General features: G+C 58.4%; 12 protein-coding genes. 4 read left to right on the top strand and 8 right to left on the bottom strand.

What is annotated here, in order from left to right:
• Positions 1–286 precede the first annotated feature (286 nt).
• The gene (locus AB4Z25_RS24960; RefSeq protein WP_442210004.1) at positions 287–619 is read left to right on the top strand and encodes a sensor histidine kinase; all 333 of its coding nucleotides are present in this window, start codon (positions 287–289) and stop codon (positions 617–619) included.
• Here the strand turns inward: AB4Z25_RS24960 and AB4Z25_RS24955 are convergent.
• A complete protein-coding gene (locus AB4Z25_RS24955; RefSeq protein ID WP_442209830.1) occupies positions 616–1,107 on the bottom strand; it encodes a hypothetical protein in 492 nt (163 codons plus the stop codon). The genes AB4Z25_RS24960 and AB4Z25_RS24955 overlap by 4 nt on opposite strands.
• A 219-nt stretch (positions 1,108–1,326) precedes the next feature.
• Here AB4Z25_RS24955 and AB4Z25_RS24950 point away from each other — a divergent pair, with 219 nt between their 5' ends.
• Positions 1,327–2,844 carry a hypothetical protein gene (locus AB4Z25_RS24950; RefSeq protein ID WP_442209828.1) on the top strand — a complete coding sequence of 506 codons (1,518 nt, stop codon included), beginning with the start codon at positions 1,327–1,329 and terminating at the stop codon, positions 2,842–2,844.
• Here the strand turns inward: AB4Z25_RS24950 and AB4Z25_RS24945 are convergent.
• Complete coding sequence (locus tag AB4Z25_RS24945) at positions 2,789–3,388, bottom strand: response regulator (RefSeq protein WP_442209826.1); 600 nt, start codon at positions 3,386–3,388, stop codon at positions 2,789–2,791. The genes AB4Z25_RS24950 and AB4Z25_RS24945 overlap by 56 nt on opposite strands.
• 163 nt (positions 3,389–3,551) lie before the next feature.
• The gene (locus AB4Z25_RS24940; RefSeq protein ID WP_442209824.1) at positions 3,552–4,985 is read right to left on the bottom strand and encodes a catalase; all 1,434 of its coding nucleotides are present in this window, start codon (positions 4,983–4,985) and stop codon (positions 3,552–3,554) included.
• 277 nt (positions 4,986–5,262) lie between these two features.
• Here AB4Z25_RS24940 and AB4Z25_RS24935 point away from each other — a divergent pair, with 277 nt between their 5' ends.
• Positions 5,263–5,700, top strand: a complete 438-nt coding sequence (locus tag AB4Z25_RS24935) for an EF-hand domain-containing protein (protein WP_442209822.1) — start codon at positions 5,263–5,265, stop codon at positions 5,698–5,700.
• Between the two features lie 44 nt (positions 5,701–5,744).
• Positions 5,745–7,043, top strand: a complete 1,299-nt coding sequence (locus tag AB4Z25_RS24930) for a flagellar hook protein FlgE (RefSeq protein ID WP_442209820.1) — start codon at positions 5,745–5,747, stop codon at positions 7,041–7,043.
• A gap of 477 nt (positions 7,044–7,520) precedes the next feature.
• On the opposite strand, the gene AB4Z25_RS24925 is transcribed toward AB4Z25_RS24930, so the two are convergent.
• From AB4Z25_RS24925 to AB4Z25_RS24905, 5 genes are all read right to left on the bottom strand, one after another.
• Positions 7,521–7,883, bottom strand: a complete 363-nt coding sequence (locus AB4Z25_RS24925; RefSeq protein WP_442209818.1) for a hypothetical protein — start codon at positions 7,881–7,883, stop codon at positions 7,521–7,523.
• 451 nt (positions 7,884–8,334) lie between these two features.
• Complete coding sequence (locus AB4Z25_RS24920) at positions 8,335–9,969, bottom strand: hypothetical protein (protein ID WP_442209816.1); 1,635 nt, start codon at positions 9,967–9,969, stop codon at positions 8,335–8,337.
• A gap of 235 nt (positions 9,970–10,204) precedes the next feature.
• Positions 10,205–10,687 carry an ABC-three component system middle component 2 gene (locus tag AB4Z25_RS24915; protein ID WP_442209814.1) on the bottom strand — a complete coding sequence of 161 codons (483 nt, stop codon included), beginning with the start codon at positions 10,685–10,687 and terminating at the stop codon, positions 10,205–10,207.
• A complete protein-coding gene (locus AB4Z25_RS24910; RefSeq protein WP_442209812.1) occupies positions 10,684–11,688 on the bottom strand; it encodes an ABC-three component system protein in 1,005 nt (334 codons plus the stop codon). The genes AB4Z25_RS24915 and AB4Z25_RS24910 overlap by 4 nt, the downstream gene beginning before the upstream one ends.
• Before the next feature lie 829 nt (positions 11,689–12,517).
• Entirely contained in the window at positions 12,518–13,486 is a 969-nt protein-coding gene (locus tag AB4Z25_RS24905) for an MBL fold metallo-hydrolase (protein ID WP_442209810.1), read from the bottom strand.
• Between the last annotated feature and the right edge of the window lie 273 nt (positions 13,487–13,759).

Raw genomic sequence — 13,759 nt, 5'->3', positions numbered from 1 at the left:
ATTGTCCTTGATCTTTTCGAAAAGCTCGGACGCCACCCAGCCCTGGCTGGATGCCGAGCCGCCAAACCACGAGCGGGTCCGCATAGCCCTGATCCGAGTTATCAGAAGCGCGGGAACGACGGACGAAACGGTGAAGCGCGTACGAGCACTGTTTCGACACGCTGCGGATTCGAGGAATCCTACGGGCTTGGCAGCCGTGTTTGGCGAGGCTCGTGATCTCCTGGCAGACGAGGCAGCGCGCAGAAGGGTACGCGTCCTCGTTAGCACCGAAGCGGATCTCCGGTTGGTGGTGATCGACAGGATCCAGATTCAGCAGGTACTGACGAATATGATGCGCAACGGGATGGAGGCGATGGACGCCGTCGAAGGCGAAAGGACACTTCGCATCCGTGCGCAGCGCGTCGACGGCCTCGTCCGTGTGGATGTGGCCGACGGCGGCTCCGGTGTGGAACTTCCCGAGCGCGTGTTCGAGCCATTCTTCACCACCAAGGGCGACAAGGGGATGGGAATGGGCCTCGCCATCTTCCGCTCGATCGTCGAGTCCCATGATGGTCGCCTATGGGTCGAGCAGGCATCACCTCACGGAGCGCAGTTCTCGTTCACGCTGCCTGCCGGCTAAGGCAGCTCGTCTCGTTCCGCCATTTCCAACGCCTCGCCAATCGTCTCCGCAACACCACGATATGGAGCTGCCCGGCGAGCGATGTCGTCGTAGTCCTTGCGGTCCCGCGACTGCTTCGGCGGACCTCCATCCAAACGGGCAATGATCCCGTCGAGATCGTCAAATGAAAGCTCCGAGCGGAGCTTTTTGTCCCAGCGCGTCTTCCCGTTTTCGTCCAGGTAACGCACTGAGACACGCTTGCCGACACCGTAATTGCCGAACAAGTCTGGTCCATCATGTGCCGTGATGACCTTTGCACGGCAATTGTTTCGGATAAGAGCCCTGAGGCCAAGGACCATGACTTCGTCCTTGATCTTGTCTAGGCGGCCTGCATGTCTCGACAGGACAGTGGCCACGACCTTTTCGATCGAAAACCGCTTCTCCCGAGATGAGTCTTCGATGACGCCTTCGAGAAAGGAATGAAACTCGCGTAACTCCAAATTGCTCATTCGGTCGCTCCGTAGATTTCCGCACCGAGATTTGAAGCCACTTTCGGAACAAGTCAAGAACAGAAAACAGTTTTTCACAGAAGGCAGAGAGAGTTGCCGCGCTTTTCTCGCGAATGACCGGAACTGGGCCTGCGGCTTACCTACAGGTGTTTCCTGAGCGCACGCCATTGCTATATGGATGTGATGCGTCGGCACGGCCCGGCGATATGGGAAGCGATCATGACGGAAACCCTTGGCCCCTCCTCTCCGCCTGAACTGCTGATGAAGGGGATCGAGTTCCAGGAGCGATCGGTCGCCAAGCTCTTGTCGACGTACGAGCGGAAATCGGCGATTTCCGAGTGGTTGGCTACGATCAGGTCCATCGAGGAGACGGTGAACCTGATGACGGTTGACTGGGACGAGGAGTTCAAAGCCGAGCTTTTCAGCCTTCGAATTCTTCAACTCACCTCCTCCTCCGAACCCCTGCGCCGGGTCAGGCGCGGCCTCGCGAAAAGATTCGACGACGAATTCGCCGATCGCTTCGCAAGTCTGATGATGCAACTTAGCGCATTGGGCGTGTCGTTCCGACAGAAGGGTTTCCCGCAACTCGCCTCGGCCTTCAGCACTCTGTCGACCGCCGTTGGCTACCTGCAGTCCCGGCGTCGCGCGTGTGTTGCCCTGCTGCATTGCATGCCGAACGCCTGTATCGGCAGCACGGTCGTCAGCTCCCTGGATCCGGTGTTGGTTTTCTTCCCGGTCATAGAGATTCATGCGATCCAGCTAACGACGTGCCACAACGCGCTGCTAGTCGGCGCAGCGATGAAGAAGCTCGGCATCGACGATTTTGGGATGAGCGAATTCGCAAGTTTGGATGATCAGTTTCTGGAGCCAGAACGGTCACGCATCACGGAGATGGAGTTGGACGAAAAGGGCCATGCGATTTTTGCCCGGGCGGAGAAGCTGAGAGCCGACCGCCTTTTTTCGGCTGCCGAGCTTCGAAATGACCTGCTGCTTCTTGAGGCCGCCTACGCGGAGTTCGATCTCTCCATGACAAATTTCGGGCGCGCTGCGGCACTAATCCGGAACATCTCGCGAAATTTCGTCGACCGCGACTTCTCGATCAAGATGCGCGTAAGGGAAATGGAGACGCTCTTCAAGCGGATGGATATAAGTCCGGATCTACAGAATGCACTCGTATTTCGAGGCACCTCGTATGCCGAAAGCATCCAGACATACGCGCCGTTCGTGCGCGTCGACGATACCCTCTCCTCGAGCATCACGCTTCTCAGCCGCTTCGCCTATCATTGGCGCGCGCGCAGTCTGGACCGGATCAAGCGCTTCCAGATCAGGTCCGGTTTCATATTCGAGAAGGCAGTGGCTGCTTGCCTGGAAAGGCAAGGATATGAGATCCGGGACATCAAGCGCATCGACCGTCATGAGTTCGATGTCATCGCGGCGGGCGACGGCGTGCTTTGGAACATCCAGTGCAAAAACAATTTCCTCGACCTTGCGTATCTTGAAGCCAGTCCGGCTCGGTTTGCGAGATTCAATCATCGCTTGGTTCGCTCTTACGAGCGAGCCCTGATGAAGGACAGGCGTCGAGAGCATGTGCTGTCAGGGCAGACGGAAGCTGGGGGTCAGATCGAACATGTCGTCATCGCCAGGTTCCCCGTCATCTGCGACAATCCGAGAATCCTGCCTTTCAGTCGAATCTCAGAGTTTCGATCGCGGACGAAAGATCTGAGGACTCAGTCCTAGGAGACTCGTCATAGCGCTTGATCAGACGTTGCAGCGACCGTCGGTTCAGCAGAAGCCTCCTCGACGCCAGCGACACGTTTCGACCTGACGCTGCAAAGATGGTTTCGATGTGCTGGCGCCGGACACCCTCGGTGTCCGAGACATCCTCGGAGATCCCCGAAATCAGGAAATCCGCAACGAATTCTGGATCCAGCGGCTTGGGCAGCAGATCGTCGGCCCCGGCCTTTGTAACGGCAACTGCCGCGCTCACGTCGGCATACCACGTGTGCACGATAATCCGGGCCAACGGGTTTAGAACCCTGATTGCGCGCACCAAGTCCAGCGCATCCACTCCGTCGAGCCGGAGTTCGAGCAGAGCGTAGTCAAGGCGATGGTGCGTGACGATCTCGCCAGCCTCCGCAAGCGTCCTGGCCGTCAAGACCCCGCATCCGGCCTCGTTGAGGCGAGCGGCAAGCGGCCCTGCGGTCGCTAATGCCGGGTCTGCGACCAATGCCACCATGTGGTGGCCGCCAGAGAAATTTTCGGAGATTTCATCCATGATCATCCCTGAGTCCTTTTGAGCGGAGACCTCTCTGAGTGGTCGAGGAGCGGCAACGCGTTACGGCGCCGCCCCTCGCCCACGAGCTGATCGCTGGGCGCCGTACCTGCCACAGCGCGCCCAACTCTCAACCCATTCGCGCCCGCATGCGTGCGAGCCGGGTATTGGATCAGAGACGCAACGCAGCAGCCAACCGACGCCCATAGTCAGCGTCCGCGCGCCGGCAGTTTTCGACGTGGCGCTCCCTGATGGGATCGGAAACGCCGGACATCGCGCGGACAGTGTTCTCGATGAGCGCCGACTTCTGCTCTTCCGACATCAGTCGATAGAGGTTGCCTGGCTGCTCGAAGTAGTCCTCGTCGATCCGGTGATCAAAGCGGCCGGCGGCACCTGCCAGCTCTAGGGGCGGCTCCTTGAAATCAGGCTGCTCGCTCCAGGCACCAGATGAGTTCGGCACGTAGCTCGTCTGCGCGCCATAGTTTCCATCCATGCGCATGGCGCCGTCGCGATGGTAGGAATGGTAAGGGCACCGAGGCGCGTTGACCGGAATCTGGTGGTGGTTCACGCCGAGGCGGTAGCGTGCTGCGTCTCCATAAGAGAACAGCCGTGCCTGCAGCATCTTGTCGGGCGAGAAGCCGATCCCCGGCACGACGTTCGCTGGGGTGAACGACGCCTGCTCGACTTCCGCGAAGAAGTTCTCAGGATTGCGATTGAGTTCGAGTTCTCCCACTTCGATGAGCGGATACTCGGCATGCGGCCAGACCTTGGTGAGGTCGAATGGATTGTGGCGATGTTTCCTCGCGGCGTCTTCCGACATTACCTGGATGAACATCTTCCAGCGCGGAAATTCTCCTCGCTCGATGCTGTCGAAAAGGTCCCGCTGATGGCTCTCGCGGTCGCGGCCGATGAGTTGTGCGGATTCTTCATCCGACAGGTTTTCGATGCCCTGCTGAGATTTCAGGGTGAACTTCACCCAATGGCGCTCATTGGCTGCATTGATCATGCTGAACGTGTGGCTGCCAAAGCCATGCATATGCCGAAAGGTCTTGGGGATACCCCTGTCGGACATAACGATGGTGACCTGATGCAAGGCCTCCGGCAGCAGGGTCCAGAAGTCCCAATTGTTCTCGGCGCTGCGCATCCCCGTCCGAGGATCGCGCTTGACGGCATGATTCAAGTCCGGGAACCGTAGAGGGTCGCGGAAGAAGAAAACCGGAGTGTTGTTTCCGACCAGATCCCAGTTTCCCTGCTCCGAATAGAACTTGATCGCAAACCCACGAATGTCGCGCTCCGCGTCGGCGGCGCCGCGCTCTCCGGCAACGGTCGAAAACCGGATGAATATGGGCGTCTCCTTGCCCGGAGCGGCGAACAGTGCAGCCTTGCTATATCCGGTGATGTCCCCGGTGACCTTGAAGGTTCCATATGCACCAGCCCCTTTGGCATGCATGCGGCGTTCGGGGATTACCTCGCGGTCGAAATGCGCAAGCTTCTCGATCAGCCAGATGTCCTGCAGCAGCGCTGGCCCTCTCGGTCCGGCCGTCTCAATGTTGAAGTTGTCGGGGACCGGCGCGCCAGCCGCGGTCGTGAGCTTTTTCTCGGTCATGATCCTACCGTCTCGTTTCAGTGGGCGTCAGTAGGCCACCCGACTCGCGTCGCGTACAGCTATACGCTGGTTGGGCATCCGGTCGCATTCACTGCTCACCAAAGCGCGATCCGAAGGCGCCTCAGGCACAACCAGCGCCAATTTACACACCAAAATGTTGCATATGGTTGCAGTTGTAACGCAGCGCCGCAATACTCGTTTTCGGCAAGTTTGAAGCAAGCCCACCTGCCCAGCCTGAGCGCATCCACCGCATCAACAGCAAGGAAACCGCGCTCCCATGAAAGTTGGACAGGACAACTCGATCTACAGCCTCTTCACGCCCAAGGCCCACAACAAGTCCCCGTCGGTTGCAGACGAGAAGCTGGATGTGTCGCGTGCGGCACCTCAGAAAGCGCCTGCCGTCCGCTCGGATCAGGAACTTGCCGCCGACTTCCACGCCCGGATGGCCAAACAGTCGTTGGACTGGGCTGATGCGGACAATGACGGAAAGGTGACCAAGCAGGAATTCCTCGATGGCCAGGCACGTCTCGCCGAACAGGATAACCGTCCCAACGACGCCAAGGCGAACGAGCGCAAGTGGTCCGCGATCGACGCAGAAGGAAAAGGTTGGGTCGATGAGGGTGGTCTTCGCGGCGGCCTGGAAAAGATCTTTCCCGTGAGCGTCGGCCATCTCGACCCGGATTACGCCGAGCGCCTGCGTAATCCCAACCGATAACACCAAACACCTGACCCAAGAGCACTATCAATTGGAGAATCCGAATGAGCATTTTCGGCAGCATGAAGACGGCAATTTCCGGCATGAACGCCCAGGCGAACAGGCTGAGCACCGTTGCTGACAATATCGCGAACGTAAACACTGTCGGCTACAAGAGCGCCTCGGTCGCCTTTTCAAGCCTTGTCATGCCTGGCTCTTCCGGGAACTACAACTCCGGCGGCGTCGAGAGCACGACGCGCTATTCCATTTCACAGGAAGGCAACTACGTTGCGACGACCTCTGGCAGCGATCTCTCCATCAAGGGAGATGGCTTCTTCATCGTCCAGTCGGACGATGGGACCACCGTTCTCACCCGCTCTGGTGATTTCCTTCCAGATGGCACAGGCAACCTGAAGAATTCGGCCGGCTTCACACTCATGGGCTACCCTTATACGTCAGGCGCACCTGCCGTCGTGGTGAATGGGTTCGACGGCCTCGTTCCGATCAACCTCAAGAACCTCGGCGGCTTGGTGGCAAAGCCTTCAACCTCCGGCACTTTCGAGGGCAACCTCAACTCCAATGCCAAGGTCGCGCCCACAGGCACCGATACGCTACCGAGCGACAACGACCCCTCCAACACCAGCCCCGACACGAAGAAGATGTCCGTTGTCGGATACGACAACCTTGGCAACACGGTCATGTATGACCTCTACTTCACAAAGACGTCGTCCGGCGACCCGACCGCGTCGCCTCCCGTCGACGCCAGCTGGGAAGTGGCGATGTACCGCAATGGGGATGCCGCGGCTGGCAACAGCCCGTTCCCTTATTCGACTGGCCCGGTTGCGGTGCAGACGCTGACCTTTGACAAAAACGGCAAGCAGACGAGCACTGGTGACGTTACCATCAACGATCCGACGACTGGCAACACGATTGAGATGGATTTCAGCAAGATGTCGCAGGTGGCCGCGGATTATTCGGGCAACGGCAGGCTGAACGGTCAAGCCCCGAGTGCGGTGACGGACATCAAGATCGACAAGGATGGTACGGTCTACGCGACGTACAAGTCGGGAGATCCCAAGCCGATCTACCGGATCCCGCTCGCAACAGTGCCGAGCCCGGATTTGCTCACCCCGCTCAATGGCAACGTCTATTCGGCAAACGGCGACTCCGGCGTGACGGTCACGGGCTTCCCTCAGACCAATGGGTTGGGTGTCATCAACTCCGGCTCGTTGGAAACCTCCAACGTGGATCTCGCAGACCAGCTGACCACGATGGTCGAAGCCCAGCGCAGCTACACGGCGAACTCCAAGGTTTTCCAGACCGGATCCGACATTCTGGACGTCCTCGTAAACCTTAAGCGATGACACAGCGGGCCGCGCGTGCACGTTCCCTGCGCGGCCCTCTTCTCTGCCTTTTACTGTCAGCAGCTTCTCGGCCTCGAATTGTTAAGGCTTGGCGGCGTACCGTTCTTCGCGCGAATAGTCCGGACCTTTCTCATGTTAATCCAGTACACCCCTACAATCGAAGATCAGCAACTCGTAGAGGCATTGGTTGCCTATCCGGCAGAATTGCAGCCGGCACCACCTGCAGGACTTCGTGCAAAATGGTCCGCGAAAGGCCCTGGGCCAGTCGCGCTTACTGGCGGCGAGTGGGTAAGCGGGGTATTGCTCGGACCGCAATATCGCCGTGAAGCAGCCAGCCGCGCCTGCGCTCTGGAATGGGAGTGGACGCCGGAGAAGCTCGGCGAGTGGCTCGGTCACAGCGAGGTCAGAATCCTCCTGATGGACACGGCAGTCAGATCTTCCTGGACGATCGACGTGACCGACTCCGACCGGTCAACGTTAATCTTGCCGTCGCACGTCGAGTTGTCGGCGAATTGCCTCGCACTCTTCCAGCTGAAGGCGGGTGATCGCATCGGGAAACTCCATAGTCCGCCTTATGTGAGGACTGCTGGCCTCACCATGAGATACCGCTACTAGGATGGCCCGGCGGTAGGCTTCCGCGGCGTTGCTCTCGGTCGGTGGCTTCTCGGAGGCATTGGCGCAAAGGTGAAACCACTGGGTATCCGCGTGGTTTCTCTTGAACGAGGATCTCTCAGGACGAACTGGACGGCCACCGCGCTCCGACACCCGCCGGAACTGCTCCCGAAACATGCCGAGACGATAGGATTCAACATCGAGTTCGGCAAAATGATAATCGGTCATGAACCCGGCGACCGGACAAATGCGCGCGATCGATCTTTGACATGTCGCTGAGCGCCGAGCTGCCACATCATCTGCTGCTCGGAAGCGACGCCATCACGCCATTAAGCGCGTCGGTGAAGGTGAACGTCTTCGTGCACTCGACACCGCCAAATGGCTGGCTGTCACCGAGTCCAGGAATTTCACAGACTGACGCCCGCTTCGGTGCGTATTGCGTGGCCACTCAGCTAACGAAAAAAGGGGGCCGTCTCCGCGGAAGACGGCCCACCTGGCGGACGTGGCGTCCGCAAATCCTCGGCGAGGGGGAGGAGAACCGAGGATGCTGTCAAGTCGGTATCGCTGGGAGGGGATCGCGATATCGACAGTGAGAGAATAGCGCGTTCCGCATTCTCAGATCACTATACTTGCGTTTGGGCACCTACAACGGTCGGATAGCCTCATGCGGGCGAGCCGCTCAGAACAACCCGCTTCGACCTTCTGTCGAATGCTCCCCGGCGAACACATGCTCCCTGACGCTGCCCGGGAAAACGAATGGAGGATCCTGGTTCTCGACGATGATGAACTGTGCTGCATCGGAGCGGCGAATAAGATACTCATAGAAATGGCCCTTCAGACCAGCCGTCTTCACCGCCTTCTCGTCCTCCGATAGCTCGCCATGCCGCGACCTCAGGGGATCTCGATAACTCAGCAGCGGGCTATCAAGCGTGATCACGCCCGGATGCGGCAAGCCCCGCTGCCTGCAGACATCCATCACTCCGATCTTGAAGGCGGCATTCATCAACGCCCTCACACCCTTGCCGTTGCTGTTGCGCTCCGTGCCATTGAGAAGCACATCGTGGGTGCGCTCGTTGAAAGCTATGCGAGGATTGCCCGGATAGTGCCAAGCATGGAAGATTTTCTCGACTGCCTCAGCGAGTTGGTCGCCCACGACCGTACCAACCCCGACCACGATGCTCCCCCTCGGGACCGACTTCGCCTTGAACTTTGACAGCTCTGCATGACGCAGTTTCAACCCTCGTATGCGCCGCTCGATCGACATCGCGTCCCGCAACTTGGTTCTGGCCCGATCGATGGACTCATATTCTTCGCGTACCGTGGACTCGACGAGCTTGGCAGCCCGGATATCTGCGCTCTTCGCCTCCAAGGCAGCAACCAGAATGGAAATCCGCCGTTGAAGACCCGTGCGTTCGGCAAGAAGCGAAGCGACCGCACTTCCAAGGCCCGCACTCTCCGCTCTCACTTTGCGGAGTTCGGATTGTACGGCGAACTGCGACGTCTCAACCGCTTCAAAGCCGTGATCGGCGTGTTGATGCTCTGGATCCGCGCCACATACGACGCAAGTGCGCTTGGACCCGGCGAGCAGCGCGGCGGCACCCTCCTCGAGGGCTATAAGACGCTCTATGTCGCTGGCGTAGCTGGTGGCCAGCAGCCGGAATCGATCTACGCTCAACGCTATTTCGCCTTCGCGATCGCTCAATTCGTCTCGCTCCGATGATGCCGTTCGCCACTCCTGAAGAAGCCCATCGAGCTTCGCCTGCCCGAGGGCAACCTTTTCCCGGAAAGAAGCGAGCGTCTCCTCGAGACGCTCGTTCTGAGCCTCAAGGTCAAGATCTTCAGGATCCACGCCCGGATACATCGCTAGCAGCTCGCCATAGGCCGCGTTCAGCATTTCTTCCACAATTTCGAGCTTCCCTGCGTTCGCCTGGTGCTGCTGCTTGCGATCCGGAGTCTTGATGATTGAACTGTCGTCCACCCCTGTCAGGATGAACTTGAGGACGTTCTTGTTGAAGGTGTCACTGCTCTTGGTGGATATGACGATGGGACTCGCTTCCGAAATCATCGGAGTTTCTTCAGTGAACATGTAGCTTGCGAAATGGCGTATCGTGAACGCACTCTTGTCACCAGTTATGGTGCTCGCGATCTCCTTGTTGGCAATGCCAAGTTCCGAAAGCAGGAAGTCCGACAGGCTCTCGGATTTGCTGTTTCGAGATTCGCTAAGGACTCGATTGCTCCTTACGCTGTCGGAAGGATTCACGGACCCGCCAAATATCTCGAAAGCGCCTCTCGACAGCGAGCGAGCAATGGTCATCCTTCCACTCCGCGGGAGATCCATTCCAGCCAGCATTTTTCGTAGCCGACGCTTTCCTTCAAGACTGGCAGTGGCGAGCCTCCGCCAAACATGTAGTCCAGGGCTTTGACAGTGAAGGACTTGCCAGCCTGAGAGCCACCCCAGATAACCGTGAGTCCGCCAGAGAAATCAACATCCCTCACTGCGACCTGAGGCCCGGTGAACGTCATTCGGCGCAATACGAATCTTTCGGGGATCATGCGTGGCGTCCATCGCGATGGGCAAATTGCTCGGTCCACGCCCCGATCCGTTCAACCACCAGATCCTTGAATCCTGGTTTGGTCAGGCGCTGCACCTGGTCAGCCAGCCAAGCGGCGCACTCCTTGAGATCCTCGGAATATCCCGACTCAAGCAATTCGATATAGGATGCGGCGTCGTCCGAAGCCCGCCACGCGAAGCCTTCTTCACCACCGACTTTCTCAACAAGATGGCATCGGCGCATGAGGTCGAGGCCAGCCTCGACAAGGCCACGACGAACGAGTAGCTCTCCCTTCCGATCTGGCACATTCGCATGCAATGACTTTGGACCACCGACGTCGGCAGCATGTACCACCACATGATCATAGAGGACCAAATCCGTGAGATCCGCAGTCTGAGGGCGAAGGTGTTCCAGCACGACGACCGCGCGAATCCCGGCCTCAAGCGGAGAGTTGTAAAGATTGCCAAACTGCATCGTCATGGATTCCAACTGATCTTGCCGTCGATAACGAGGTGATGGCACATTCCCTGTTTCACGGGCCCCCTTGCCGATCTTCCGAGAATATCCGCCGGCGCGGCGCCAGTGTGCAGCAAGACGGCGTTCGCTCGGTCAAACCGTGACGAATGGGTCCCGTAATAGACCTCGTACAACAAATGGTAGATGTCCTTTTTGAAGGTGTCGACCGCCGTCTGCGCGGTGTTGTCACGATGGAAGTCGCGAAACGCGCAAGCCTCATAGAATCTGGTTCTCTGGACCTTTAGGTGCTCACCGTATGTCGGGTCGGCGAAGACGTCGTCGATGGACGGGAACGTTACTCCAGCCACCTGGCCGTAGACGGCACGGAGCTGCGTGACGTAGCCCATCTCTTCCTCGGCAATGCTGGCTGGAGCCTCCCCCTCCGGCGCCTCTCCTGGAAGCTCCTTGAGAATTTGAACCAAGGCGGGCTTCGCTGCAGGATCCTTAACGATCATCGTCGCCGTCAGGTACTCGATCTGGCCAAAATCGTAAGCTTCGATGGCGGATTTAATCTCAGGAGTAAGCTCGACAACGTTTCGACGTGTTATTTTCGTGCGGCAATGCTCGTTCCATGTCGAGAGCAGATGGGCCTTTAACGTCGATGGATTGCGTAAAAGCGTAAGGAAAGGCCCTACAATGCCACGGGGCGACACGAAGACATATTTCCTCGGCAACGTGGCATAGGCACCTTCCAGGTGATGGTAGAAAAGTTTTCCCAGCTCCGCCGTTGCCTCACCCGTGCCGAGTTTCGAATTGCGGGTCTTGCGTTTGCACTGATAAAGGTCCCACTCACCTTCGTGACGCGACGACGACAGAAATCCAACAACATCCCTGCCCTTGTCATTCGCGCTTCCGAGGCGCTCGACCATGACATAGTCTTTGGACTTCTTCTCCGCCCAGATGTCGATGAAGTCTTCCAGCTGATCGTCGTCGATCTCGGTCAGCCGTATGGCTGTGCTAGTCATCGCTGCCCCCATTCCCACGCAGCATGTCACCTACAACACGTTGCGGCGACACACTAGATGCGTGTGATTAATGCGAGGTGGACGATCCCATCGAAAGCGATTCTTGCCAACGGGGAGCTGGCATCAGGCTCGTGATGGGAAAGGCTTGCCTCAGCACGGAACCGATGCTGCGAGAGCCGATTGGGCTAGCTATGTGCAAACGCGCAGCGCTTCCCCCGGACGTCCACATACCGATCACATCGAGCTCACTTCAAGAACTGCATCAACGAAGGCTTCCGGCGCTTCCTGGCGTAGATTGCGTTCGTTGGATCGGAAGTCGCGCCCTCTACGCGTCCGGCCTGATCGCATGGCGTGCTCTATTTTCGCGAACAACTATACGTGCGTTTAGCTATCCACCGGCGCGAACTGGTGAAATAAGAGTACGGAATAAACCAGTTTAATGCCAAATTAATTGAAGCTTAAGCTCATTTAATCAGTATTTCTCGGGCAGGTTAAGCTTTGTCAATCAGAGTATGCTATGTTTGTAATCGCGATACTTGACGATGGAAGTGAACGCAATCTGCTAGTCAGCAGTCTCTCGTTGGATGGCGACAAGCTGACCGCCGTTGCCGGCGGAGCCGTTCACCGCTTCTCACTCTGCGATGTCATAGACGTTGTCCCTGTCGATCAGGCTTCAGGCACTTCAGCCCAGGTGCGTCAAGTTCGCCCTATCCATCGACTGCATTGAGGCAGAGGCATCCGGCTGGCGGATACGGCACCCCAAACTTCTCACATCGATCCAACGCATGCAAAAAGGCCGCCCTCTGAAGGCGGCCCGTCTTGCATTGCGTCAGTAGTCCCAGAAAACCGGAACCCAACGGAAGGCATCGCCAGAGACAGCGACGCGACCGAGAGACGGGAACGGCAGATGGGTCGCCACCAGCAGTTCACGTGTGTCCGCGAGCTGGCGCAGTAGGTCGATGCGGACGCGAGCCGCTTCCTCGGGATCGTGCTCGAAACCGTTGTGCCAGTCAGGCTGCTCGAAGCCGACGGCGAATACCGCATCGCCCGCGAAAGTCAGCGCTTCGCTGCCGGAGGCAACACGGATGACCGCGTGTCCCGGAGTGTGCCCACCGGTGCGGCGAACGATAACGCCAGGTGCGACTTCGTACTGCTCGTCGAACGTCTTGATGTTGTCGCCGTATTCTTCCAGGAAGCGCTTGGCCGTCGCTCGGAGCGCTGCCGGGAACCCTTCAGGCATCTTGGTATGCGAGAAGTCCGGATCCTTCCAGAATTCGACTTCCAGCTTGGCCGCGTGGATTTTCAGATTGGGACGAAGCCGTTCCTTGACACCGTCGACCAGAAGCCCCCCGATGTGGTCCATATGGAGGTGGGTGAGCACGATGTCCGTCACCGAACCGAGATCGATGTCGGCGGCTGCGAGACGCTGAACGAGTTGGCCCGCACGCGGCAGGTGCAAATCCGGGTCCAGCCCGAGGCCCGCATCCAACAAGATGGTCTGGTCACCGCTGCGAACCACAACGGCATTCAACGGCCAGTCGAATGAATCCGGTGGCAGGAACATGTCCGCCATCCAGTTGGCACGAATGGTCGGATCAGCATTGTGACCCATCATCTGGGTCGGCAGCGGAAGCACGCCGTCGCTGACGACCATAACATCGATGTTGCCAATCTTCAGAGCGTAACGAGACGGCACGAGTTCAGTCTTACCGGACTTGCCCGGATGAAAGGCGTTCTCCGTGGGGATCTTGTTTTGGGGCGGGCCTGGGGTATGAGGTGTTACTTCTGACTGCGACATGACGCACTCCTGTGTTGCTTGAATTCAAAGCCGACCTCCCCGCGATGATGATGTGCATCAACACGAGCACAGCGTTCGATGGCATCGTCCGACGACTGCCGGATTGAGCGCATGTGGCGGGTGACGGCTCCCGAAAAACTTATCGCCACGCCGCGGCGATCGTAATCCAAACGAAGGTTTGGGGGGCCGTCAGCTGTCGAAGGGCGCATTCATCACAGAGTCAGCGGACGATGGCGGAGAATATCCTGCGACGTAGCGCGTTCCGAAATCGCG

The sequence above is a fragment of the Rhizobium sp. RAF36 genome, assembly GCF_052114105.1.
In the GTDB taxonomy this organism is placed as follows: domain Bacteria; phylum Pseudomonadota; class Alphaproteobacteria; order Rhizobiales; family Rhizobiaceae; genus Rhizobium.
This window is presented reverse-complemented; position numbering and strand designations above follow the sequence as displayed.